Annotated in this window: 23 protein-coding genes and 1 pseudogene; 12 read left to right on the forward strand and 12 right to left on the reverse strand. The window is 61.5% G+C overall.

The features are described 5' to 3' along the window. Window positions 1-44 precede the first annotated feature (44 nt). Window positions 45-506: a nucleoside deaminase gene (locus J1G33_RS10195; RefSeq protein WP_032878444.1), complete on the forward strand. Its 462-nt coding sequence runs from the start codon at window positions 45-47 to the stop codon at window positions 504-506. Continuing rightward, a complete protein-coding gene (locus tag J1G33_RS10200; RefSeq protein ID WP_223018013.1) occupies window positions 493-1,680 on the forward strand; it encodes a CynX/NimT family MFS transporter in 1,188 nt (395 codons plus the stop codon). Before J1G33_RS10195 ends, J1G33_RS10200 begins: the two co-directional genes overlap by 14 nt. Here the strand turns inward: J1G33_RS10200 and J1G33_RS10205 are convergent. After that, window positions 1,651-3,966: a TonB-dependent receptor gene (locus J1G33_RS10205; protein ID WP_223018014.1), complete on the reverse strand. Its 2,316-nt coding sequence runs from the start codon at window positions 3,964-3,966 to the stop codon at window positions 1,651-1,653. The genes J1G33_RS10200 and J1G33_RS10205 overlap by 30 nt on opposite strands. A 155-nt stretch (window positions 3,967-4,121) precedes the next feature. Here J1G33_RS10205 and J1G33_RS10210 point away from each other — a divergent pair, with 155 nt between their 5' ends. The 3 genes and pseudogenes from J1G33_RS10210 to J1G33_RS10220 all read left to right on the forward strand — a co-directional run bounded on the left by J1G33_RS10210 (window position 4,122) and on the right by J1G33_RS10220 (window position 7,321). Beyond that, complete coding sequence (locus J1G33_RS10210) at window positions 4,122-5,066, forward strand: LysR family transcriptional regulator (protein WP_032878447.1); 945 nt, start codon at window positions 4,122-4,124, stop codon at window positions 5,064-5,066. Window positions 5,067-5,089: 23 nt separating this feature from the next. After that, window positions 5,090-5,416 (forward strand): annotated as a pseudogene (locus tag J1G33_RS10215) (HIT domain-containing protein); the annotation flags it as partial. A gap of 297 nt (window positions 5,417-5,713) precedes the next feature. Continuing rightward, the gene (locus J1G33_RS10220; protein WP_223018015.1) at window positions 5,714-7,321 is read left to right on the forward strand and encodes an alkaline phosphatase family protein; all 1,608 of its coding nucleotides are present in this window, start codon (window positions 5,714-5,716) and stop codon (window positions 7,319-7,321) included. A gap of 137 nt (window positions 7,322-7,458) precedes the next feature. On the opposite strand, the gene J1G33_RS10225 is transcribed toward J1G33_RS10220, so the two are convergent. Next, window positions 7,459-8,364, reverse strand: coding sequence for a TauD/TfdA family dioxygenase (locus tag J1G33_RS10225; RefSeq protein ID WP_032878449.1), 906 nt, complete (start codon window positions 8,362-8,364; stop codon window positions 7,459-7,461). A 182-nt stretch (window positions 8,365-8,546) separates the two neighbouring features. Between J1G33_RS10225 and J1G33_RS10230 the strand changes: the two genes are divergently transcribed. Continuing rightward, window positions 8,547-9,467, forward strand: coding sequence for a LysR family transcriptional regulator (locus tag J1G33_RS10230; protein WP_223018016.1), 921 nt, complete (start codon window positions 8,547-8,549; stop codon window positions 9,465-9,467). A gap of 103 nt (window positions 9,468-9,570) precedes the next feature. On the opposite strand, the gene J1G33_RS10235 is transcribed toward J1G33_RS10230, so the two are convergent. After that, complete coding sequence (locus J1G33_RS10235; protein WP_223018017.1) at window positions 9,571-10,572, reverse strand: ABC transporter substrate-binding protein; 1,002 nt, start codon at window positions 10,570-10,572, stop codon at window positions 9,571-9,573. Between the two features lie 287 nt (window positions 10,573-10,859). Here J1G33_RS10235 and J1G33_RS10240 point away from each other — a divergent pair, with 287 nt between their 5' ends. Together J1G33_RS10240 and J1G33_RS10245 are read left to right on the forward strand one after the other, a co-directional pair. Beyond that, on the forward strand, window positions 10,860-12,458 hold the full coding sequence (locus J1G33_RS10240; RefSeq protein WP_223018018.1) for an ABC transporter permease: 1,599 nt from the start codon (window positions 10,860-10,862) through the stop codon (window positions 12,456-12,458). After that, entirely contained in the window at window positions 12,455-13,270 is an 816-nt protein-coding gene (locus J1G33_RS10245; protein ID WP_032878454.1) for an ABC transporter ATP-binding protein, read from the forward strand. The genes J1G33_RS10240 and J1G33_RS10245 overlap by 4 nt, the downstream gene beginning before the upstream one ends. Here J1G33_RS10245 and J1G33_RS10250 read toward each other — a convergent pair. Beyond that, window positions 13,257-14,327, reverse strand: a complete 1,071-nt coding sequence (locus tag J1G33_RS10250; protein ID WP_223018019.1) for a fatty acid desaturase — start codon at window positions 14,325-14,327, stop codon at window positions 13,257-13,259. The genes J1G33_RS10245 and J1G33_RS10250 overlap by 14 nt on opposite strands. 101 nt (window positions 14,328-14,428) lie before the next feature. Between J1G33_RS10250 and J1G33_RS10255 the strand changes: the two genes are divergently transcribed. Next, window positions 14,429-15,433: an AraC family transcriptional regulator gene (locus J1G33_RS10255; protein WP_223018020.1), complete on the forward strand. Its 1,005-nt coding sequence runs from the start codon at window positions 14,429-14,431 to the stop codon at window positions 15,431-15,433. Between the two features lie 118 nt (window positions 15,434-15,551). Here the strand turns inward: J1G33_RS10255 and J1G33_RS10260 are convergent, their stop codons facing one another. Beyond that, window positions 15,552-15,917 carry a response regulator gene (locus tag J1G33_RS10260; RefSeq protein WP_005783719.1) on the reverse strand — a complete coding sequence of 122 codons (366 nt, stop codon included), beginning with the start codon at window positions 15,915-15,917 and terminating at the stop codon, window positions 15,552-15,554. A gap of 100 nt (window positions 15,918-16,017) precedes the next feature. Here J1G33_RS10260 and J1G33_RS10265 point away from each other — a divergent pair, with 100 nt between their 5' ends. Both J1G33_RS10265 and uraH read left to right on the forward strand, forming a co-directional pair. Next, window positions 16,018-16,491, forward strand: coding sequence for a heme-binding protein (locus J1G33_RS10265; RefSeq protein WP_223018021.1), 474 nt, complete (start codon window positions 16,018-16,020; stop codon window positions 16,489-16,491). Between the two features lie 28 nt (window positions 16,492-16,519). After that, a complete protein-coding gene (uraH, locus tag J1G33_RS10270) occupies window positions 16,520-16,930 on the forward strand; it encodes a hydroxyisourate hydrolase (protein WP_078820001.1) in 411 nt (136 codons plus the stop codon). Here uraH and J1G33_RS10275 read toward each other — a convergent pair. Then, window positions 16,925-17,611 carry a Crp/Fnr family transcriptional regulator gene (locus J1G33_RS10275; protein ID WP_103734021.1) on the reverse strand — a complete coding sequence of 229 codons (687 nt, stop codon included), beginning with the start codon at window positions 17,609-17,611 and terminating at the stop codon, window positions 16,925-16,927. The genes uraH and J1G33_RS10275 overlap by 6 nt on opposite strands. A gap of 83 nt (window positions 17,612-17,694) precedes the next feature. Between J1G33_RS10275 and J1G33_RS10280 the strand changes: the two genes are divergently transcribed. Then, complete coding sequence (locus J1G33_RS10280; protein ID WP_032878461.1) at window positions 17,695-18,222, forward strand: Mpo1-like protein; 528 nt, start codon at window positions 17,695-17,697, stop codon at window positions 18,220-18,222. A 47-nt stretch (window positions 18,223-18,269) separates the two neighbouring features. Here the strand turns inward: J1G33_RS10280 and J1G33_RS10285 are convergent, their stop codons facing one another. The 6 genes from J1G33_RS10285 to dibA form a co-directional block, all read right to left on the reverse strand. Beyond that, window positions 18,270-19,250, reverse strand: a complete 981-nt coding sequence (locus J1G33_RS10285; RefSeq protein ID WP_005783710.1) for a sulfate ABC transporter ATP-binding protein — start codon at window positions 19,248-19,250, stop codon at window positions 18,270-18,272. Between the two features lie 3 nt (window positions 19,251-19,253). Next, window positions 19,254-20,126 carry a sulfate ABC transporter permease subunit CysW gene (cysW, locus tag J1G33_RS10290; RefSeq protein WP_032878463.1) on the reverse strand — a complete coding sequence of 291 codons (873 nt, stop codon included), beginning with the start codon at window positions 20,124-20,126 and terminating at the stop codon, window positions 19,254-19,256. A gap of 13 nt (window positions 20,127-20,139) precedes the next feature. Next, window positions 20,140-20,958, reverse strand: a complete 819-nt coding sequence (gene cysT / locus J1G33_RS10295; protein ID WP_005783708.1) for a sulfate ABC transporter permease subunit CysT — start codon at window positions 20,956-20,958, stop codon at window positions 20,140-20,142. A gap of 199 nt (window positions 20,959-21,157) precedes the next feature. Beyond that, window positions 21,158-22,168 carry a sulfate ABC transporter substrate-binding protein gene (locus J1G33_RS10300; RefSeq protein ID WP_005783707.1) on the reverse strand — a complete coding sequence of 337 codons (1,011 nt, stop codon included), beginning with the start codon at window positions 22,166-22,168 and terminating at the stop codon, window positions 21,158-21,160. A gap of 65 nt (window positions 22,169-22,233) precedes the next feature. Then, window positions 22,234-22,416, reverse strand: coding sequence for a sulfur starvation response protein OscA (gene oscA / locus J1G33_RS10305; RefSeq protein WP_003170956.1), 183 nt, complete (start codon window positions 22,414-22,416; stop codon window positions 22,234-22,236). Between the two features lie 245 nt (window positions 22,417-22,661). After that, window positions 22,662-24,575 (reverse strand): phosphodiesterase DibA, encoded by a 1,914-nt coding sequence (dibA, locus tag J1G33_RS10310; RefSeq protein ID WP_223018022.1) that lies wholly within the window; start codon window positions 24,573-24,575, stop codon window positions 22,662-22,664. Between the last annotated feature and the right edge of the window lie 114 nt (window positions 24,576-24,689).

Here is a 24,689-nt window from a genome sequence, read left to right on the forward strand (position 1 = left end):
TGGCTGACCATACTTCACCTTTCATCGCGCCCGGGGGGGCTTGTATGACCAACGATCAACCACACCTGCAACGCGCTATCGCCTTGGCCCGCGCCAACGTTGCCCAAGGCGGCCGACCCTTCGGCGCGGTGCTGACGCGCAACGGTGAAGTGCTGGTGGAAGCCGTGAATGAGATCCACCTGACCCAGGACCCCACCGCCCACGCCGAGCTGCTGGCGATCCGCGCAGCGAGCCGGCTGCTGGGTGCACGCCTGGACGGCTGCGTGATCTACGCCAGCGGCCAGCCTTGCCCGATGTGCCTGAGCGCCATGTACCTGTGCGGTGTAGAACGGGTGGTGTTTGCCGCCAGCAACGAAATGGCCGAGCCGTTCGGCCTCTCGACCGCAGCCATTAGCCAACAGGTCGGCTTGCCCATCGGCGCGCAACGCCTGCCCATCCAGCACCTGCCCGACAGCGCAATGACTGCGCTGTATCACCAGTGGAAAGCTCTGCATGACCCTGAATAAATCCCTTGCCGGCTGGGGCCTGCTGGTGGTGCTCGGCCTGAACCTGCGCCCCATCCTCAGCTCCATCAGCCCGTTGCTCGGCGAGATTCGCCAGGCCACCGGGCTGAGCTTCCAGAGCAGCGCCCTGCTCACCAGCCTGCCGGTGATCTGCATGGGGTTGGTGGCACTGGTCGGCGTGCGCGTGGAGGCTCGCTTGGGCGAACGTCGCGGCATCGCCTTGGGCTTGTTGATGATTTTGCTGGCGTGCCTGGCGCGCTGGTTGATGGGCCAGGCTTCGGCGCTGTTGGTTACCGCACTGCTCGGCGGCGCGGGCGTGGCGCTGATCCAGGCGCTGGTGCCGGCGATGATCAAGCGCGAATTTCATCACCGCGTGCCGGTGGCGATGGGCGTGTATTCGGCCTCGCTGATGGCCGGGGGTGGGCTGGCGGCGCTGCTTAGCCCTGTGGTGGCCCTGCATTTCCAGCAATGGCAGGCAGGCCTGGGGGTGTGGTTGTTGCCGGCGCTGGGGGCATTGCTGCTATGGGCCTGGCTGCCGCTGGGTGCCGCGCGAAACCCACAACAGGCACCTGCGTTCAAAGGGTTGCGCAACCGGCGTGCCTGGCTGCTGGCGCTGTATTTCGGCCTGGTCAATTGTGGCTACATGAGCATGGTCGCGTGGCTGCCCGCCTACTATCAGCAACTGGGTTGGGGCGTGCTGCCCAGCGGCTCGTTGCTGGCGTTCATGACCATCTTCCAGGTGATCGCCGCACTGTTGATGCCGGTGCTGGCGCAACGAGGGATTGATCGGCGCCCGTTGCTGAGCATCAGCCTGCTGGCGCAAACGGTCGGCTACCTCGGCCTGCTGATGGCGCCACAGCAATTCCCGCACCTGTGGGTAGCGCTGATCGGCTTCGGCCTGGGCGCATGTTTCGCCCTGAGCCTGCTGCTGACCCTCGACCACCATCGCGATCCACGCCAAGCCGGGCAACTGGCAGCATTCGTGCAAGGCGTAGGCTTTCTGATCAATGCACTTTCGCCGTGGCTGACCGGCGCGCTGCGCGAGCTCACCGGCAACTTTGTCAGCGCCTGGGTGGTGCTGACGGTGACCGTGGTGGCGATGCTGCTGGTGACGCGGGTGTTCAGCCCGGCCACCTATCGCACTGACTTAGAAGTCGTAGCGCCCAGTCACGCCTAGGGTGCGCGGCGTGCCCAACAGGCCCTCGTAACCGCCGTTACCGCCGGTCCACAGGGTGGTGTAGTAGGTTTTGTCGAAGGCGTTTTTCAGCCACAGCGACACGTCCCACTGCCCCTGCTCATAGTCACCGCGCAGGCCGGTGGACAGGTTGACCACCGCATACGCCGGGATCTGCCCGTAGTCGGAATCTTCCACCGTGCCCACCGCCTTGGAACGGAACGCGTAGCTGGCGGTTACGTAGGGTTCCAAACCGTTAGCCAGGTTCCATTTGTATTCGCCGTTGGCATTGGCGATCCACTTGGACGCGCCCACCACTTGATGGCCCGTGAGGTCGCAGGACGCCGGAGCACCAGGGCGCAGGCTGGTTTCCGGCGGGCACGGTGCATCCTTGTACGACAGGTAGCTCACGTCGTTGAACGAGCCGTTGATATTCAGGGTCAGGCCCTTGATCGGCACCAGGGTGCTTTCCACTTCCACGCCTCGCGAGCGCACGGAACCGGCGTTGGTCAGGTATTGCACGCGGTTGTCCTGGTCGTAGGCGTTGGTCTGGTAGCCGTTGACCTGGGTCCAGAACAGGTTGGCGTTGAGTTGCAGGCGGCGGTCCCACAACGTGCTCTTGAAACCCAGCTCGGCGTTGTTGGCGCGCTCGGTGCCGATCAGTAACGAGTCGGCCCCGGCCGTGGGCGCAGACCCTACCGCCAGGTTGACCCCGCCAGACTTCTCGCCATGGGACAGCGTCGCGTAGCCCAGCAGGTTGTCATTGAAGTGATAACTGAGGTTGAGCAGCCCCGATGGGGTGGCGCTGTACTGCGTCAGGTCGCCCGAGTCATACGCCCCGGTGCGCCCCCGCCGTGCATTGGCCGCCGCACCGCTCACCGCAGCGCCGCCCAGCGGAGCATTGCGCGTGACCCAGGCGCTTTTTTCTTCGTAGGTGCCGCGCAGGCCGGCGGTGAAATCCAGGCGCTCGGTGAGGTGCCAGGTGCCTTGGGCGAACAGGGCAAAACTGTCGGTGCGGATATGCCCGTTGCCGACGCTGCTCACATTGCTCAAAGCGCCGTTCGGCGTGCCGTTCCAGATATCGGCCTTGGGGCCGTAATAAGCGAAGGATTTGTTGTCCAGGTCGGAGCCGAAGTAATAGGCGCCGAGCACGTAATCGAAGAAGCCGCCGGTAGGCGATGCCAGGCGAAACTCCTGGGACCACTGCTTATCTTCCACTGAGACCCCGGCGTTATACGACGCCGGTACGTTGAGGCCGTCATCATTGCGTGGGGTGAAATTCCACCAGCGATAGGAGCTCACCGACGTCAGGGTGAAGTCACTAGGCAGCGTCCAGTTGGCCTCCAGCGAGGTACCACCCTGGAACACGGTGACATGCTGGTCGTTGTCCAGGTTGACCTTGCGATGGGTGCCATCCACCAGGGTCGCCCCCGCTGCGTTGGCCCGGGATTGATACAGGTTGGTGCCATTGATGGTCGGCCCGGTGCTGTACAGCACGCGGGTGCCGGCGCTGGAATCCTCTTCGTTGTAATCACCGATCCAGCGCAGGTTGAACGCCTCGTTGGGCTTGTACAACAGTTGCCCGCGAAAGCCCTGGCGCGAACCGCCGTTAAGCTCATGGCCGTCGTGCTCGTTCTTGATGTCGCCGTCGCTGCGGGTGCGATAGGCCGAGAAACGCCCCGCCAGGTCCTCGGTGAGTGGGCCGGAGATCGTGCCCTTGGTCTGGAAATAACCGTCCTCGCCCAGAGAGGTTTCGATGCTGCGCTCCGGGGTAAAGCTCGGTGCGCGGGTGCTGATGTTGATGACCCCGGCGGTGGTGTTCTTGCCGAACAACGTCCCTTGCGGGCCACGCAGTACTTCAAGCTGCTCGATGTCCATCAGGTCGAACACCGCCATGCCCGGGCGCCCGAGATAGACGTTGTCGATGTACAACCCCACGCTGCCTTCCAGGCCATCGCTGGCCGGGTTGTTGCCCAGGCCGCGAATCGACACGCTGGACTGGCGCGCGTGCATGTAGGCGACGTTGACGCTGGGCACCAGTTGCTGCAAATCCTGGATGCGGTACACCCGCTGGGTTTCCAGCGCCTGGCCGCCGACCACGCTCATGGGCGTTGGCACGGCCTGGGCACTTTCGGTACGCCGCCGGGCGGTCACGGTGACGGTTTCCAGTTGGCCACTGGCGCTTTCGCCCTTGCCGGCAGGCGCGGGTGTTTCAGCGGCCTGGGAAGGCGACCAACTGCTGCTGCCGGCCACCAGCATCGCCAGCGGCAAGGACTTGAACAGACTCATAAGCGGCTCCAGAACCCGGAGATATCCGTCGCCAGATATTCCTAAAGGTTATTTATTTATGTTTTTACGAACATTTACTGCATAAGAGATAGCCTTTATAAGGAGTCGACCTAATGCATAGCCAATGCATTTCCCGGATATTTTTGATGTGAAAAATGCATATCGATTTGCGCCAGCTTCGCCACTTCATCGCCCTCGCCGAGCAACGCAGTTTTGTCGCGGCAGCCTTGGCCGTGAACCTGTCGCAGTCGGCGTTCAGTCGCAGCATCCAGGCCCTTGAACACAGCGCCGGCTGCCAGCTGGTAGACCGTGGCCGCAAGGACCTGGCGCCCACCAAGCAAGGTCAGGTACTGCTCGAACATGCCCGGCGCCTGGTCAGCGGCGCCCAGCAATTGGCCAACGAGATCAGCCAGTTCAACGGCCTGGAAGCCGGCGAGCTGCGCTTCGGCTGCGGCCCGGCCCCGGCAGGTGGGTTGATCCCGCGCGCCATCGGCAGTTTTATCGGGCGCTACCCCAAGGCCCGCGTGCAGTTCCAGGTGGATGACTGGCAAAGCCTGGGCAAACGCCTGCTCAGCGAAGAGTTCGAATTCTTCGTCGCCGACACTCGCCACTTCGAAGCCAACCCCGACTACCACACCCACCGCCTGCGCGCCCGTCGCTGGTATTTCTGCTGCCGCGCCGGCCACCCCCTGGCCGGCCGCGAAAGCATCCGCGCCGATGAACTGATGAGTTATCCGCTGGCGGTCACCATTCGCCCGCCGAACCTGCGCAAGGTCATCGCCGACCTCAGCGGCCGGCCCGATTACCAACCCAATGTGGAGTGCGAAAACGGCTATAGCCTGATGGGCGTGGTGCTGCGCTCGGATGCCATCGGCATCGTCAGCGCCAACAGCGATGTGCTGCACATGGCGCGGGGCGAGCTGGTGTGTTTGAAGATCGATGGCCTGGATGAAAACCTGGAGGAGCGTTACACCCGCTACGGGATTGTCAGCCGTGCGGGGTATCGATTGTCGCCGTTGGCGGAGGCGATGATTGAGCAGATCAAGGAGATTGATGAGAGGGACGAGGATGCTTATGCGTTGGAAAATATTGCGGTCTGAGTCAGTGGTGAACGGAGGCCCGCCACCTCCTATGGGAAGACCAGACTCACATAGCCTTTCTCTCCATATTTCCCAACACGCCGGGGTTCAGTGTCGTTATCCCCAAAACCCATCACGGCAGCTACGCATTTGCCGAACCGGACACCGCGCTGTGTGACTTGGTCATCGCAGCCAAGAAGACGGCGCAGCTTTTGGACGAAGCGCTAAAAGGTGTGGCTAGAACGGGCATGATTCTGGAGGGTTACGGCGTCGATCATCTGCACGCCAAATTATTCCCGATGCACGGGACCCGGGAAGACGATAAAGAGCTGGCAGAGCTGGCTGCTCACATCAGGTCCTTCGCCGAGTAAGCCCGCTCCCACAGGCTGATCGTGGGGCGTCAGGTAGATGAGTGTCGGCTGGCTAGCCGCCATCGCAGGCAAGCCAGCTCCCACAATTTGATCGCGGAGTGTCAGGTAGATGGGCATCGGCTGGCGGGCCGGCTTCCCCATTTGAAATGCATTCCCCTGTGGGAGCTGGCTTGCCTGCGATGGCGCCAGCAGCCACACCCATGCATTCCCTGCATAAAATCCAGACCTCAAATGCACTTGCCAGCACACCCTGCGAACGGCGAAAAAACGCTCCTGTCCTTCGTCCGGTAAACCTCCATGTCTGAACCAAAACCCGTGCGCAACGTGCTCTACATCATGTGCGACCAACTGCGTCGCGACTATCTGTCGTGCTACGGCCATGCTCATCTGCAGACGCCGAATATCGACCGCCTGGCCGCTGCCGGTGTGCGTTTCAGTCGGGCCTATACACAAGGCACCATCTGCGGGCCGTCGCGCATGTCGGCCTATACCGGGCGTTACGTCAGCAGCCATCAGGTGGCGTGGAACGCCGTACCGCTGCCGCTGGAAGAGCTGACGATTGGCGACTACCTGCGCCCCCACGGCATCCGCACCGCGCTGGTGGGCAAGACCCACGCCACGCCGAACGTGGAGGCGTTACAACGCCTGCATATCGACCCCGACAGCGCCCAGGCCGAGCCGCTCAATGAGGTGGGCTTTGACGCGTACCTGCGCCACGACGGCATCTACCCCGACAGCCCGCTGTTCGACGACAAACGCGAGTCCGCGCCTTACACCCATTACCTGCGCGAGCAGGGCTACGGTGGTCGCAACCCCTGGCATGAATGGGCCAATGCCGCCCAAGGCGAAGACGGTGAGATCCTCAGCGGTTGGCACATGCGCAACGCCGGCAAACCTGCACGGGTGGCCGAGGAACATTCGGAAACCGTCTACACCACCGACCGCGCCATCGACTTCATCAGCGAACAAGCAGAACAGCCATGGTGCCTGCACCTGTCGTATATCAAGCCGCACTGGCCCTACATCGCGCCGGCGCCGTATCACGCGCTGTACGGTGCCGAGCATATCCAGGCGCCCATTCAACCTGGGCAAACCAGCGATCACCCGGTGTACCAGGCATTCCGTCAACACCAGGAGAGCGTGAATTTCTCCCGCGACGCAGTGCGCCTGACGGTGATTCCCACGTACATGGGCCTGATCAAACAAATCGACGATCAACTCGGGCGGCTGTTTGATTTCATGCAAAGCACTGGCCGCTGGGACGACACGCTGATCGTGTTTACCAGCGACCATGGTGACTTCCTCGGCGATCATTACCTCGGTGAAAAAGAGTTTTTGCTGGAGCCTGCGGTGGGTGTTCCCTTGATCGTGCGCGACCCACGGGCCAGTGCCGATGTCAGCCGTGACAGCGTGGACGCACGCCTGGTGGAAACCATCGACGCCCTGCCCACTTTCCTCGACGCTCTGGGCCTGCCCGCAGCCGACCATCGCCTCGAAGGCCGCTCGCTGATCCCGCTGTTGCACGGCGAGCAACCCACCTGGCGCCACTACGCCATTGCCGAATACGACTACGCCTTCCAGGCCCCGGCTCGGGAACGCCTGGCGCAGCCCATCGACCGTTGCCGCATGACCATGGTGCGCAGCGAACGCTGGAAGTACCTGGCCTATGACGGCTTTCGCCCGCAGCTGTTCGACCTGGAAAACGACCCGCAGGAAATCCACGACCTGGGCAGCGATCCCGCCTATGCCCAGGTGCGCGAGACTCACTTGGGTTATCTGTTCGAATGGCTGCGTGGGTTGAAGCGGCGTACCACCATCAGCCACACCGAGATCGAAGTGCGCGGGCAATGGTTTCGCTATGGGGAGCCGGAGGCGGAAAAAGTGGTGCAAATCGGCGTCTGGTAAACGCCACAAATCCAATGTGGGAGGGGGCTTGCTCCCGATAGCAGTGGGCCAGTCAAAGATGCTGTGACTGACACTCCGCTATCGGGAGCAAGTCGAATCGTCGCACCGCCCCTCCCACATTTTGATCTCCAACTGGTTTAGAGACCTTTGGTGGTCTGGCTGCGCTGCCCCTGCACACCCACCGGCACATCACCCTTGAGCGTGACCCGGCGCACGATGCGCTCTTGGGTGCCATAGTCGTCCACCGCGTAATGCTGGGTGGCACGGTTATCCCAGATCGCCACGTCACCGGTATTCCAGCGCCAGCGTACGGTGTTTTCCAGACGCGTGACGTGGCCTTGCAGCAGGTTGAACAGCTGGGTCGACTCCGCCTGGGAATAGCCTTTCAGGCGCTTGACGAAGTGCCCCAGCAGCAGGGTTTTCTCACCGCTGACCGGGTGCACACGCACCACCGGGTGTTCGGTTTCGTACACTGTCGAAGTGAAGACCTTGCGGTATTCCTCCAGCTTCTCCACCGCCACATCCGGCTTGCGTGCGGCGTAGTCGTATTCGTTGCTGTGCACCGCCCATAGGTGGTCAGCCAACGCACGCAGCTCGACGCTGAGGTCGTTGTAAGCGGCGGCGGTATTGGCCCAGACGGTGTCGCCGCCGGACGCTGGCGCCAGCACCGAACGCAGGATCGAAGCTTTCGGGTAGGCATCGACGAAAGTCACGTCGGTGTGCCAGGAGTTGGCGCGCTGACCACGGGTGCCATCCAATTCCATCAGAAAGCGCGTGCCGTCGCGCACCGGCACCGTAGGGTGTGCAATCGGCTCACCGAGCAGGTGGGCGAAGGCTTCCTGGCTCTGGTCATCGAGATGGGTTTGTTCGCGGAAGAAGATGACCTTGTACTGCACCAGTGCCTGCTGGATGGCCTCAACGGTGGCGGCATCCAGGTCACCAGACAGTTTGATGCCACGGATCTCGGCGCCGATACGACCGGCCACCGGGTGGATGTCGAGCGCGTGGGCGATGGGTTGAACAGCTAATGCGGCGTTGCTCATTGTGATGACCCTCATGTGCCTGCTGATGGTGGAGATGCTTTCCAGCAACGCTCTATCCATATGCATTTTAGATCTAGCAAATGAATCAATGCTTCGTTGACGGAATAAGAGCTTGCATTTAAAACCTCAGCTTGCTCGGTCGCAAATGCCTTCGACCTATTTTTAAAATGCCGGGAAAGCATATGGATCTTCGCCAACTGCGCTACTTCATCGCCCTCAACGAACACCGCAGTTTCGTGCGTGCGGCGGACGCCATGGGCATCACCCAACCGGCGTTCAGCCGCAGCATCCAGGGGCTGGAACAGGAGTTTGGCTGCGTGCTGGTGGACCGTGGCCACAAGGACCTGCGCCCTACACCGGAAGGCCAGGTGGTGTTGCAACATGCCCTGAGCCTGGTGCATGGCGCAGCGCTGCTGAGCAGTGAAGTGACGCGCATGACCAAGCTCGACGCCGGCGACCTGCGCTTCGGCTGCGGCCCCGCGCCCGCCGTGAAACTGGTGCCGGATGCGGTGGCGCGATTTATCAACGCCCACCCGAAAATCCGCACAAGTTTCCAGGTGGACAACTGGGAAACCCTCAGCCGCAGCCTGAGCCGCGAAGAGATTGAATTCTTTATCGCCGACATCCGCCAGTTCGAAGCCGACCCGAATTTCCAGACCCGCGCACTGACACCCAAGCGCGGCGTCTTTTTCTGCCGCCCCGGGCACCCATTGCTGGCCAAGGACAGCCTGTCGACCAACGATATGTTCGACTATCCGCTGGCCGCGCCGCTGATCTCCCAGGGTATTCGCAAACTGCTGGCGAACCTGAGTGGGCGCATGGATTTTTCCCCGAGCATCCAGACCGAGCACTTCCCGGCGCTGGTGAAGATTGTGCTGCAATCCAACGCCATCGGCGTCGGCACCGAAGAAGCCTTTGCCGAAGACATCGCCAGCGGCTCGCTGGTGCTGCTGCACTGGCGCAACCTGCCGCAGAATATGGAGACCATGAGTGCGCGTTGCGGGATTGTCAGTCGCACGGGGTCGCGGTTGTCGCCAGCGGCGAAGGCGATGATCGAGACGTTGGTGGAGGTGGATAGTCAGCAGGTAAGTGTGGCGGTTTGAAGGGCCTCATCGCAGGCAAGCCAGCTCCCACATTGAGCGGTGAACACATTCAAGTGTGGGAGCTGGCTTGCCTGCGATAGCGATAGCCCAGGCACCGACAAGCTCAGAGCCCCGCCGCCACCAAACCCGGCGCCACCCAATCGCTCACCTGAAACGACTTGCGAATCAGCTTCTCCTTCGAGGCCAAATCCACTGCATCCTGCAATTTGCCCAGGAACACCGGGTCCAGGGTCGAGGGGAAAATCTCACTGAGTTTCTGGTCTTTCAAATCATTGGTCAGGATCACCGGCGGGTAACTGGCCAACCCCGACACCAGCGCGATGTAAGCTTGCTTATTGTTGTCATCGGTCAACCACTGCACCGCCTGCTGCTGGGCCTTGAGCAACTTGGCCACGGCCTCGGGGTGTTGGTCGACAAACTTGGCGCTGCCCACCAGCACGGCCTGGATGCTGCCGGCATCGCCCAGGTCCTTCGTAGTCAGCGGTATTTCTGCCAAGCCTTTGGCCTGCAACGCCGTGAGAGTGGAACCGCCCCAGGTTGCGTCAATCTGCTTGGCGGCCAGCGCAGCGCTGGCGGCATTGAAGTCCAGGTTGATGACCTTCAGGTCCTTTTCACTCAAGCCCTGGCTGGCCAATGCACTGTCGAACGACAACTGGCTGGCCGTGCCGCGGAACACCGCCACGCGCTTGCCCTTGAGGTCTTGCAGCGTCTTGATGCCAGAGCCCGGCACCACGCCGAGGTAGTGCTTCACACCACGCGCGGTGGCGCTGAGCAGGCGAGTATCCAGGCCATTGGAGCGGCCGATGATCGCCGCCAGGTCACCCAGATAGGCAAGGTCCACTTGGCCATTGGCGAAGGCTTCATTGATCACAGGGCCTGCGCCCTTGAAGTAATTCCACTGGATCTTGATGCCTTGGTCAGCAAAGGCTTTTTCATAGATTTGCTGTTCACGCAAAACGTCGGTGATGCCGCCGCCACTGTGCTGGCTGCCGGCACTGAGGTCGGGCACGGCGATGCGAATTTCCTTGAGGTCCGCGGCATGTACCAGCCCGGCCAGGGCGGTACCGGCGAACAGACTGATCAGACGTTTGAAGGGCAGTTTCATAAGCGCAGCTCCTGGTGGGCGACGGTCGCCTGGGGAGCAAAAAATAGGCACAGCACGAACAAAACTTTAAATACTATAAATGCACAATTTAATAGCTTTTTGAACTATGCGAGCGAATACACAGGCTCCAGAGCGGTATGCATGAACAGCATCGAAAATATTCTTCGAATGCATTGGATGCGTGGAGAGCTGAGGCTTTAAATGATTTCTCTTATCTCGCAATCATCTTGATTACGTTTTTATAAGATCGAAATCACATAATGCATTTGGCGACACGGAGGCCTTCCATGGCCCGGATTTCACCTTTGAGCCTACCTCTGGCGGCCCCGTCCAACGGCAGAGTGCCGCGTTGGCCGCAGCTAAGTCAGCGCCTGTTGCCGTGGCTGCTGCCGTTCACGTTGTTTGCCCTATGGTGGTTGGCCAGTCGCAATCACTGGATGAGCGAACAGATTCTGCCCGCCCCCACCCTGGTGTGGAGCAGCGCAGTGGAGTTGGCCGGTGGCGAGTTATGGAGCCATCTTGCGATCAGCTTGCAGCGCCTGTTCTGGGGCCTGCTGGCCGGTATCGGCGTGGGCGCGATACTCGGCGCAGTCCTGGGTTTCAGCGCCCGCGCCGAGCGTTTGGTATTCCCCACGTTCAGCGCGCTGTCGCAGGTCCCGACCTTGGCGTGGATTCCGCTGTTCATGGTGTTTTTCGGCATTGGCGAAACCTTGAAACTGGTGGTGCTGGTCAAGGCCATTGTGGTGCCCGTAACTCTGCACACCCTGGTGGGCGTGCGCGACGCCCAACCCAACCTGCGCGAAGCCGCCCGCGTGTTGCGCCTGCCCACCCACTTGCTGATCCGCCGCCTGATCCTGCCCGCTGCGCTACCGGCGTTCATGGCCGGGGTACGCCTGGCCCTGGCGGCGGGCTGGACGTCGTTGCTGGCCGTGGAGTTGCTGGCCTCCAGCGAAGGCATTGGCTACCTGATGGTGTGGGCGCGCCAGTTGTTCATGCTCGATATTGTCTTTGTGTGCATCGTGGTCATCGGCGTGCTGGGTGTGGTGATGGACCGCGGCATCGGTTGGCTGGATCGCAAGTGGGTGCACTGGCCCCATCCGGCTACAGCGCAGATCCGCCGCGGGCCACGCTATGAAGGCTGGCAACGCTTGCAACCGTGGCTGTTGCCGCTGCTATTGCTGGCGTTGTGGCAAGTGGCAACGCAACAGGGTTGGGTCGACCCGAACATTCTGGTCAGCCCCCAAGCGGTGCTGCAAACCACCGTGGCGGGTGTGCTGGATGGCAGCCTGACCACGGCGCTGGGCAAAAGCCTCGGCCGGGCCGTGGGTGGCTTGCTGCTCGGCGGCAGCCTGGGCTTTGCCGTGGGCTTGTGGCTGGGGCTGTCGCGGCGCAGTGAGCGGGTACTTGGCCCGACCCTGGCCGCGCTGCGCCAGATCGCGATTTTCGCCTGGGTGCCGCTGCTCACTGCCTGGTTCGGCCTGGGTGAACTGGCCAAGTGGGTGTTTATCGCCCTCGCCGCATTCTTCCCGTTATTCATCGCCACTCAGCGCAGCGTGCTCAACCTGTCGCCGCAACTGCGCGAAGCCGCGCAAGTGCTGCGCCTGAGCCTGTGGCAACGTCTGCGTCGCCTGGTACTGCCGGGGGCCGCGGCGGGGATTTTCGCCGGCCTGCGCCTGAGCCTGATCTACGCCTGGATGGGCACCATCGGCGCGGAATATTTCATGCCTTCGGACGGCGGCATCGGCAGCCTGATGATCGGCGCCCAACAGTTGCTGCGCATGGACCTGATCATGAGCGGCATGCTCCTGGTCGGCCTCACCGGCGCCGCCCTCAACCTGATCGGCCAACGCATCGAAACCCGTGCCACCCGCTGGAGACACGCATGAACGCACCGATTGTCAGCTTCAACCATGTGGGCAAAAGCTTCGATGTCGACGGCTTCGAACTGGAAGCCATCCGCGAGTTCAACCTGCAGATTGCCGAAGGGGAATTCGTCGCGATTGTCGGCGCCAGCGGTTGCGGCAAGTCCACCCTGCTGCGTCTGCTGGTGGGGCTCGACACGCAATATCGCGGCGAGATCCAGGTTGATGGCAAGGCCGTCAGCGGTATCGGTGGCGAGCGCGGTATCGTGTTCCAGGAGCACCGCCTGTTTCCCTGGCTGACCGTGGCGCAGAACATCGGCCTGGGCCTGGTCAACGAGCCGCTGAACGAGGCCGAGCGCAACCGGCGCATCCGTGACTTTATCGAGCTGGTGGGCCTCACCGACTTCACTCGCGCCTACCCGCATCAACTCTCCGGCGGCATGGCGCAACGGGTGGCGATCGCTCGTGGCCTGGTGGCCAGCCCGCGCATCCTGTTGCTGGACGAACCGTTCGGCGCCCTGGATGCACTGACTCGCCAGCAGATGCAGGACGAACTCCTGGCAATTCGCGCCCGCGCCAGGATCACTACGGTGCTGGTCACCCACGACGTGGAAGAGGCGATTTTCCTCGCCGATCGCGTGGTGGTGATGGAGCCCCGGCCCGGGCGCATCAAGCAGATGGTGGACATCGCCCTGCCCCATCCGCGCCAGCGCAGCAGCTTTGAATTCCATCAACTGCGCGAACAGTTGCTGCATGAACTGATCAGCGACGACCACTACCAGCCGCCGGTGCGCGAACAGATCCGCGATTTGCCCCTGGCGTTCATTGCTTGCTGAAAGCGAGTTTGACGCCCGGCTGCTCCTGGCGCTCAAACCGATTGGCCCGGGCGAAGGTGCCGAAATCATTGAAGCGCACGCCCATCTGGGCCATGACCTTATGCGCCACCTTGACGGTCATCTGGCGAATGTAGAACGGCTCCTTCACCACAAAGTGATGGATGCCATGGGTGCTGCCGAAGTTGAAGCAGAACGCCTGCAACGGCCACAGCCACCAGGGGTTCAATACCTGGGTCTGCTGGATCACGTTGCCCAGTTCCACATCGCCGTAGTAGTGCATGTTGGAGCTGACAAAGTGCAGGCAGAACGTACGCAATACGTTGGGGCCGATGATCACCACTGCAGCGATGTCGATCACCTGCATCATCTGCAAGGTGCCGGCCGACCACATGATCGGCGCGCCCAACAGGCTGGCGATGCCGTTGGCGGCATGAAAGCCCAGGAAGACGTACCAGGCGCCCCAATGCAGCAGTGCCAGCGGGGCATACACCAGCACCACGCGCTTGAGGATGCTGAACTTGTGTGCCCAGGTCTTGGCCCGCAGCATTCGGATCAAGGCTGACATCATGTTGTCCCCCACCATCAGCAGCCGCGCAACCCCCCAGGGCTCGCCGTTGGTAATGGCGCGCTCTTCCATATCGGCCTCCGTGCCGGAGACCTTGTGATGGTTGAGGTGCAAATGCCGGCGTATCCACGGGTTGATCGTGCTGGGCCGTGCCAGCCACACCAGGCCCATCATCAGGTTGTGGGGCAGGCGCTGCTTGCGAAAGTACATGCTGTGGATCAGGTCGTGCTCCAACTCGTGGGTCAGTGAAGCAAAGAACGCATTGAGCAGCAGGCACGCCCACCAGGCCAGGTGACCACTGATATAGAGCGCCGCCGAGCCGAGCATGCCCAACAAGGCAAACGCCAGGATACCCGCGCCCAGGGCGTCCTGATGCAGCAGCCAGGGATGGCGCTGGCGCAATCGGGCGCCCTCGGCCAGCACCACCTCACGGATATGCGCTGAACGTTGTTGTGCGTTCATCTGTTGGGGACTTGCAGAAGTACCGTCCATGCTTCCATCCTCTTGTACATTGATGTGTCCATCCTGCCCTAAGCGATCGGGCAGGACGCTAGCCCCGGACGCCAACCTGTTGACCGCAAGCGCCAATCGCCATGACCGAACCCACTTCCCTCGCCAGTTGGACCCGCGCCCTGCGCAAGCAGCTCGACGCCCTGGGCCTGAACAGCGCCACGCTGTGCGCCGAGGCCGGGCTCGACCCGCAGCAGATGGACGACCCCAACGCACGCTATCCGTTGTCGGCCACCACGCGCCTCTGGCAACTGGCGGTGCAGGCCAGCGGTGATCCGGCGATTGGCTTGCGGGTGTCGCGGTTCGTCAGCCCCACCACCTTTCACGCCCTCGGTTATGCCCTGGTGGCCAGCGGCAGCTTGCGCGAGGTGTTCGAGCGCATCGTGCGCTATCACCAGGTGGTCAGTGACGCCCTGAGCCTGGAGTTGACCCGCCATGGCGACGCGTACCACTTTCGCCTGCTCCAACCCCAAGGCAGCCCCGCGCCAGCGCCGGAGGCCATCGACGCCTTCGTGGCGATCTATGTGCGCACTTGCCGCAACCGCCTGGGGCGTGACTACGCGCCGTTGGCCGTTTATCTAATGCGCCCGGAACCCGCCGACCCCACGCCGTGGCATACGGTCTTCCGCTCGCCGGTGTTTTTTGCCGCCGAGGAAGATCGCCTGGAGTTCGCTGCCCACGACTTCGACAGCCATCTTGACGACGCCAACCCGGAATTGGCCGAACACAATGAAACCGTGCTCAAGCGCACCCTCGCCCACCTGCAACCGCTGACCTGGGAGCGCAAGGTGCGCGCCGTGATCGAGGCGCAATTGCCCGATGGCGAGCCGAGTGCCGAACGCGTTGCCCAGGCCTTGCACCTGAGCTTGCGCAGCTTGCAGCGCCACCTGGCGGATGAAGGCTGTCGGTTTGATGCGCTGCTCAATGAGTGCAGGCAGAACCTGGCGTTGCTGCACCTCAGGGATGCGCAGTGTTCGTTGGCCGAGATCAGCCATTTGCTGGGGTTTGCCGATACCAGCAGTTTCAACCGGGCGTTCAAGCGCTGGACGGGGATGACGCCCGGGCAATTTCGGGAGGGATTGCGGTAGGAGGATTTTCAGTGGCTGTGATGGCCTCATCGGGGGCAAGCCCCCTCCCACATTCTGATTTGTGAACACGTTCAAAGTGTGGGAGGGGGCTTGCTCCCGATAGCGGTCGCCCAGGCAATCAACGCCCACGATCCCGGCGCAATACTTTCCTCACCCGCGCCACTAACACCTTGGCGTCAAACGGCTTGAGCAAGTAATCATCCTCATGCAGCTCCAACCCCCGCAACCGGTCTTCAATCCCGCCAGGCGTGGTCAAAAACAAAATCGGCGTTTTGCCGCGTTGGCGAATCGCCTGCTGCAATTTCCAGGCGTTCAAGCCCGGCAGCATCACATCCAGAATCACCAGCTCGTACACAGAGCTTTCCACAAACCGCTGCGCCGCCATGCCGTTGGCCGCAACTTCCACGGAGAAGCCGGCCTCGCTCAGACCCTGGGCCATAAGCTGCGCCAGTTGCGGCTGGTCTTCCACTAACAACACCTGCATGTCTTACCTCTGGGTTTGATTACAAACCTGTCATCCAATTGTGCGGCTTTTGTCCGCGTCCACTGGCTACCGTGAGCACCTGCCTCCTGGAGCCACAAACATGTATCGCACCGCTTTGTTCTTGAGCCTCGCTGTGACCACCGCTGCACAGGCAACGCCACCACTGCCACGCCATGCCGAGCTGGATTTGCACACTGCGCGCCAACTGGCCGACGCCAGCCTGGCCCACTGCACGGCCGCGCTGACGGTATTGGACCGCGGTGGCAATTTACTGGTAGCCCTGCGGGCGGACGGTGTCGGCCCGCACAACAGCTTCGCCAGCCAACGCAAGGCATACACGGCGCTGTCGACCAAAACCCCAACCCGGCTGTTTGCCGAGCGTGCGCGTAACAACCCTGAAGCCGCCAACCTTAACAGCTTGCCCGAGTTGCTGTTGCTCGGCGGCGGCGTGCCGCTGTTCGCTGATGCTGAACTGGTCGGCGCGCTGGGCATCGCCGGTGCCGGCGGCGCTGCGCAGGACGAAGCCTGCGCCGTACAGGCTGCCGAGCAACTGGGCTTGAAAACCACCCCTTGATTCCACCCACTGTCACAAGGATTTCTCGATGAAAAACCTTAGCATGACCCTTGCCGCCCTCAGCCTGAGCGGCCTGTGCAACCTGGCCCTGGCCGCCGGCAACCCCCTGAGCGTACACGTGCTCAACCTGGAAAACGGCCTGCCATCGGCCGGTGTCAGCGTCACCCTGGAACAGCATGTGGGCGATCAGTGGCAATCACTGTCCCAGGGCGTGACCAATCAACAGGGACGCATCGCCGAACTGTTCCCCGCCGACCAGAGCATGAAGCCGGGCGAGTACCGTGTGGTGTTCAAGACCGGCGATTACTACAAGAAGGCCAACCGCGAGACGTTCTTCCCCGAGGTGCCGGTGATTTTCCAGGTCAAGCAGGTCGACCAGCACTACCACATCCCGCTGTTGCTCAGCCCTTACGGCTTCTCCACCTATCGCGGTTCATAGGCCCGCGGCCAGGCGCAGCCCGGCGAGGTCCAGTATCTCGATGGCGCCGTAGCTCAAACCAATGATGCCCTGTTGCTCCAGCGCCTTGAGCAGACTGTTGATGGTCTGGCGCGACAGGCCCAGCATCGCCGCCAGATCCTCCTGAGGCAGTTGCAGCACGCGGCGCGCCTGCTCTATTTCGCCGTAACCCTGGGCGATCATCAGCAACCGATGGGCCAGACGCTTTGAGGCGGGCATCAGGCTTATCTGCTCAATGTTGATCAAAGACAGGCGCAGTTTATGGCTCATCAACAGCGCCATATCGCGCCAGAACACCGGTTGTTGTTCAAGAATCTTGAGTATCGCCGCCTGCGGTACCTGCAACAGCGTGCAGGCTCCCGTGGCGAGGGCATCGTTGGTGCGTGGCAGGTTGTCGAACAGGCAGATCTCGCCGAACCAGTGAGGGGTTTCCACCAGGCTCAATACCGCTTCCTTGCCTTGGGCGCTGACGGCACTGATGCGCACCGCCCCTTCCAGCACCGCATACAGGCCACACGGCGGGTCGCCGCGCTTGAACAGGAACTGCCCCGTTGCCAGTACGCGCAACCGCGCCGCCCCCAGCAGGCTACGCTGAAAGTCTGGCGGCAAGTGGCTGAACCACTGACCGCGAACCAATTGCGCGTGCCATTTGCCTGTGTCCATGGGAACTCCGAAGATTGTCGCCCAATTGACAGTTAGGCACCGACTGACAGGGCATGATCAAACATCCTACAGGAGGAACAACAATGAAAAGCCTCGTCGACCACCTCAGTCAATACGCCGCCTACCACCGCGACCCGCGCAATATTGTCAGTCACTTTATCGGTATCCCATTGATCGTGGTTGCCGTGGCCGTGCTGCTGTCACGCCCCGAGTGGACGGTGGGTGGCCTTTGGGTCTCGCCAGCGGTGCTCCTGGCTTTGTTCTCGGCGTGGTTCTACCTGCGCCTGGAACTGGCCCTGGGCGCGCTGATGACGGTGTTGATGGGTCTGTCGGTATGGGCTGGGCATGTATTGGCGGCACAGAGCACGATGGTATGGCTGAGCAGTGGCGTGGGTATGTTTGTGGTGGGCTGGGTGATTCAGTTTGTCGGGCACTACTACGAAGGCAAGAAACCCGCGTTTGTGGACGATGTGTCGGGGCTGATCGTGGGGCCGTTGTTTGTGGTGGCGGAGTTAGCGTTTTTGCTGGGGTTGCGGCAGGACCTGCAAAAGCAGATTGAACAACGTTCAGGCCCGGTGGGACGCCGCGATCTCAAGCCAAGTGAAGTCTAAATGTGGGAGGGGGCTTGCTCCCTCCCACATTGGGTTCTGTATTGAGTTTAGGCTTTTTGCCAGACCTTGGGTTTGAAGAACAGGGTCTCGCCACGGGCCAGCCCGGTGAGGCTGTCGTGGTCTTTCACCACCTCAGCCTCGATCAGCTCGCTTTGCCCTTCCACCTTCAAGGTCACGCGAGTCGTTGCGCCCAGCGGACGAATATCGCGTACCTCGGCCGCATGGTGATCTTCCAGTTCATGCCGCGACAACGACACTTCGTGGGGGCGGAACAGCAGGTGCTTGTCTTCGCCCAAATGCAGGCGGTTCGAATCACCCAGGAAGTGATAAACAAAATCGCTTGCCGGGTTTTCGTAGACATCCCCCGGTGAGCCGATCTGCTCGATCACGCCCTTGTTCATCACCACGATGCGGTCGGCGACTTCCATGGCCTCTTCCTGGTCGTGGGTCACAAACACTGAGGTCAGGTTGATGTCTTCGTGCAGGCGCGCCAGCCAGCGGCGCAGCTCTTTACGCACCTTGGCATCAAGGGCGCCGAAGGGCTCGTCCAGCAGCAGCACTTTAGGCTCCACCGCCAGCGCGCGGGCCAGGGCGATACGCTGGCGCTGGCCACCGGAGAGTTGTTCCGGGTAGCGGTCGGACAACCAATCGAGTTGCACCATGTTGAGCAGCTCATGGACCTTGGCCGCGATCTGGCTTTCATTCGGGCGCTGGTTTTTCGGCTTCATGCGCAGGCCGAAGGCGACGTTGTCGAAGACGGTCATATGGCGGAACAAGGCGTAGTGCTGGAACACGAAGCCAACATTGCGATCCCGCACATCGTGGCCGGACACGTCTTCGCCGTGGAACACGATGCTGCCGGCATCCGGGGTTTCCAGGCCGGCGATGATGCGCAGCAAGGTGGTCTTGCCGCAGCCGGACGGGCCCAGCAACGCCACCAGCTCGCCACTCTGGATATCCAGGTTGATGCTGTCCAGGGCCTTGAAGGCGTTGAAGTTCTTGCTGACATTACGGACTTCGATCGACATGACTTATTCCTCACCGGCGCTGTTGCGCAGGCGGTTGATTCGGTTCTCGCTCCACTGCTTGAGCAGCAGGATGAAGAGCGCCAGGATCAGCAACAGGCTGGCCACCGCAAACGCGGCAACATGGTTGTATTCGTTGTAGAGGATCTCGACGTGCAGCGGCAGGGTGTTGGTGACGCCGCGAATGTGCCCGGACACCACCGACACCGCGCCGAACTCGCCCATGGCCCGCGCCGTGCACAGCACCACGCCGTAGATCAGGCCCCATTTGATGTTCGGCACGGTGACATGCCAGAACATCTGCCAGCCATTGGCGCCCAGCAGGCGCGCGGCCTCTTCTTCCTGAGTGCCTTGCTCCTGCATCAGCGGGATCAGCTCACGGGCCACGAACGGCACAGTAACGAAGATGGTCGCCAGCACGATGCCGGGCAAGGCGAACACGATCTGGATGTCATGGTCCTGCAACCATGGGCCGAAGAAGCCCTGGGCGCCGAACATCAGCACGTAGACCAGGCCCGCAATCACCGGTGAAACCGAGAACGGCAGGTCGATCAACGTGACCAGGATGCTTTTGCCACGGAACGAATACTTGCTTACGCACCAGGCCGCGCTGACCCCGAACACCAGGTTGAGCGGCACCGAAATCAACACGGCGATCACCGTGAGTTTCAGCGCCGACAGCGCGTCCGGCTCAAGGATCGCGGTGAAGAACGAACCCAGGCCATTCTTCAGGCCCTGGGACACCACGATCACCAGCGGCAACAGCAGGAACAGGGCGAACACCAGCCAGCCAAGGCCGATCAGGATACGTCGCGACGTCGCGCTGCCACGGCGGGCAGCGTTGGCCGAGGACGCGGCGGAAATAGACGATTGGGACATGTTCCGCGCCTCCTTATGGACGTTCGATGCGCCGCTGCAACAAGTTGATCAGCAGCAGCAAGACAAAGGAAACCACCAGCATCAGCACACCAATGGAGGTGGCGCCGCGGTAGTCGTATTGGTCCAGCTTGACCATGATCAGCAACGGCAGGATTTCGGTTTTCATCGGCATGTTGCCGGCGATGAAGATCACCGAACCGTACTCACCCACGCCACGGGCGAAGGCCAACGCGAACCCGGTCAGCCAGGCAGGCAACAATGCCGGCACGAGGATATGGCGGAACACCTGCAGTGGCTTGGCACCCAGGCAAGCGGCGGCCTCTTCGACTTCCCGGGGGATATCGGCCAGTACCGGCTGCACCGTGCGCACCACGAAGGGCAAGGTCACGAAGGTCAGCGCCAGGGTGATGCCCAAGGGGGTATAGGCGATCTTGAAGCCCAGGTCGGTTGCGAACTGGCCGACCAGGCCGTTAGGCGCATACAGCGCGGTCAAGGCAATACCGGCGACGGCGGTGGGCAAGGCGAACGGCAGGTCGATCATCGCATCGATGATCTTGCGGCCGGGGAAGGTGTAACGCACCAACACCCAGGCCAGCAGCGTGCCGATCACGCCGTTGATCAGCGCGGCGTACAGCGCGGTGCTGAAGCTCAGCTTCAACGCCGCCAGCACGCGAGGTGCGGAGATGATGTTCCAGAACTGATCCCAGGTGAGTTGGGCGGCGTGTACAAACATCGCCGCCAGCGGGATGAGCACGATCAGGCTGAGGTACACGACGGTGTAGCCCAGCGTCAGCCCGAAGCCGGGTATGACGGGGGAAATACGACGCGACATAAGAGTCCTTGGTTAAAGGGTAGACACCACTGTAGGAGCGCGCTTTTTGTGGCAGCTGGCTTTTCTGTGGGAGCCGGGCTTGCCCGCGATGCAGGCACCTCGGTGTATCAGCCACACCACGGTGATGCTATCGCAGGCAAGCCAGCTCCCACACAAGCCCAGTTCCTACAGAAAGTCAGGCCCCTACAGTTACTTTGGCTTACTGCGCCGTGTAGATCTGGTCGAACACGCCACCGTCGTTAAAGAATTTCGGTTGGGCAGTTTTCCAGCCGCCGAAATCTTTGTCGATAGTCACCAGGTCCAGTTTCGGGAACTGCTGGGCGTATTTGGCGGCTACTTTTGCATCGCGTGGGCGGTAGAAGTTTTTCGCCGCAATCTCCTGGCCGGCCGGGCTGTACAGGTGTTTGAGGTATTCGGTGGCGATCTCGGTATTGCCTTTTTTCTCGGCGTTCTTGTCGACCACAGCCACCGGCGGCTCCGCCAGGATCGACAGGGACGGCACGACAATGTCGAACTTGTCGGCGCCGCCGTCTTCTTTCAAGGCCAGGAACGCCTCGTTTTCCCAGGCCAGCAATACGTCACCCTGACCGTTGTTGACGAAGGTAATGGTAGAACCCCGGGCGCCGGTGTCCAGTACCGGGACGTGCTTGAACAGCTCTTTCACGTACTCCTGAGCCTTGGCTTCGCTGCCTCCGGCCTTGAGGCCATACGCCCAGGCAGCAAGGAAGTTCCAGCGCGCCCCGCCGGAGGTTTTCGGGTTGGGCGTGATCACCGACACGTCTTTCTTGATCAGGTCGCCCCAATCCTTGATGCCTTTAGGGTTGCCCTTGCGCACCAGGAACACGATGGTCGAGGTGTACGGGGTGCTGGCGTCCGGCAGACGCGTCTGCCAGTTTTCCGGCAGGGTCTTGCCCAGCTTGGCGACTTCATCGATGTCACCGGCCAGGGCCAGGGTCACCACGTCGGCGCGCAGGCCGTCGATCACTGCTCGTGCCTGCTTGCCCGAGCCGCCGTGGGACTGCTGGATCTTGACGTTGTCGCCGGGGTGAGACTGCTTCCAGAAGTTGGTGAACTCTGCGTTGTAGTCCTGGTACAGCTCACGGGTCGGATCGTACGAGACATTGAGCAACTCGTAGTCCTTGGCAACAGCGGAACCGGCAAACACGGCACTGGCCAGCGCGGCCAAGGCATAACGGCGAATCGACGACATAGAAGCTCCTGAAATTCTTGAGTGTTGGCTTTTCTTATTAGTTGCGGGTCTATCGCCGTTCTTGCTCAGCTCGGTTTGTTACCCGGGTTCTGCAGGCGGAATTTTTCCTTGCGCTCGATCTGTACCACTTGGGCGTTGTGCACAGTGATTTCCACCGCGCCAAAGCGCAGATCGCGCAAGGCGCTCTGGATCTCACGCAAAATGGCTGCTTCGTCCTGGCCGTCGACGCTACGTAGAGATGCGCTCATGGTCTCGCTCCTGAAATGAATAGTGCCTGGCAGTGACGACACTGCTTGCGGCGTGAGGGCGATAGTAGATAAGCGTGGATATTCTTAAAAATACTATTTAAGAATGTTTATATAACCAAAAAGAATTTTCTGATAGGGCGCGGGGTTGCGTGTGGATTTTCTGCTCAGATGCTGAAGTTAAGGCCTGATGTGATCCAAATGTGGGAGGGGCGGTCGCACCGCCCCTCCCACAGTTTGACCGTGTTTCAAGGTCGGATGGCGGGGGCTCGTGACCAATCAATCTCCTGGGCCGGCATCGGTCGTCCAAACCAATACCCCTGGCCCATATCGCACTCCTGACCCAACAGGAACCGCGCCTGTTCCACCTGCTCGATTCCTTCGGCATGTACCTGCATCCCCATGCTTTTGGCCAGGGCGATGACCACACGTACGATCGCGGCGTCGTCTTCGTCCCACGGCAGACCGGCGACGAAGCCTTGGTCGATCTTCAGCTTCTGCACCGGCAGGCGCTTGAGGCGCAACAGCGAAGAGTAGCCGGTGCCGAAATCGTCGATGGCCAGGCGCAAGCCCAGTTCGCGCAGACGGTGCAGTTGCTCCAGAGCCACTTCGGGGTCGTCCATCACTGCGCTTTCGGTGACTTCCAGCTCAAGAAACGCCGGGTCCAGGCCCGTGTCGTGCAGCACCTGAGCCACTTGTTCATAGAGTTCACGCCGGGCAAACAGGCGGCTGGAGACGTTGACGGCGATAAAGCCCAACGGCGCGCCGTCCGCCAGCCATTGGCACATCTGCCGGCACGCCTGGTCCATCACCCACGCGTCGATATCGGCAATCAACCCGGTGCGTTCGGCGATGGGGATGAATTCGCCAGGGGGCACCAGGCCGCGCTCCGGATGCTGCCAGCGCACCAGCGCTTCAACGCCCACCAAACGGCTGTCGGGCAGGTTATGCACCGGCTGGTAGTAGACGCGCAGTTCCTGCTGGTCGAGGGCACGGCGCAGTTCGCTGGCGATCTCCACGCGATTTTGCGCGTGAGCGGTCAGCTCTTCGGTGTACAGGGCATAGCCCTCGCGGCCGACGCTTTTGGCCTTGAACAACGCGGAGTCGGCGTTGCGCAGTAATTGCTCGGCGCTCAAGGCATCGCTGGGGAACAGGCTGATGCCAATACTGGCGCTGATAAACAATTGATTACCGTCAAAAACAAACGGGTCTTTCATGGCATTGAGCATGCGCTGCGCCAAGGCAGCGGCCTGGATCACCTGTGGACAACTTTCCGCCAGCACAGCGAACTCGTCGCCGCCCAGCCGCGCGAGTGTGACCCCAGGCCCGAACAGGCCCTTGAGACGGTCAGCCACCAGCTTGAGCAACTGGTCTCCAACATTGTGGCCCAGGCTGTCATTGATGATCTTGAAGTGGTCCAGGTCCATTAACAGCAGGGCACAGCCACGCTTGTGCACTTGCGCCGAGGCCAGGGCCTGCTCGGTACGATCGGTGAATAAAAGGCGGTTGGGCAGGTCGGTGAGCGGGTCGTGATGGGCCAGGTGCGCCAGTTCGTGTTCGGAGTCCTTGATGGCGCTGATGTCCGAGAACACCGCGACGTAATGGCTGATATGGCCCCGCTCATCGCGAATCACACGGATGGTTTGCCACTGTGGATACACCTCGCCGCTTTTGCGGCGGTTCCAGATTTCGCCGCTCCATTCACCTTCACGTTCCAGGGTCTGAAACATCTGTTGATAGAAAGCCGACGAATGGCGCCCGGACTTGAACAGGCTGGGTGGTCGGCCCATGACGTCTTCGCGGCGGTAGCCGGTAATCTCCATGAATGCCCGGTTGACGTGCACGATCAGGCCCTGGGCATCGGTGACCAACACACCTTCGCGGGTGCAATCGAACACGGCGGCCGCCTGTTGCAGGCGTACGCGGTTTTCTTGCAGGGGCAGCTGCAGTTGGTGGGCGCGGGCGAAACGTACGCCCATCAGGTATATAGCCAGCGCACTCAGGGCTACCCAGACGTAGCCGCGAAGTTGCAGCCAATGCGCCAGCGCCCCCGGTTCATCGATAAAGTTGATCAATAATTGGTGGCTGAGTCTGAGCCATACGACGGAAATCAACAGGTATACCAGCCCCGCACGTAGGGCTCCTCGGTATGAAAACAGCATATGGTCAGTAATCCTTACCAAAAAAAACAGAATCGCCCTACGAAGGCTGGGGATTATAGAATAAGAAACATCCAGTCACTCCTATCTGAAAGAGCGGCTGGTTTTCTCTGTAGG

This window comes from Pseudomonas sp. P867 (assembly GCF_019891455.1).
GTDB classification, from domain to species: Bacteria; Pseudomonadota; Gammaproteobacteria; order Pseudomonadales; family Pseudomonadaceae; genus Aquipseudomonas; species Aquipseudomonas synxantha_A.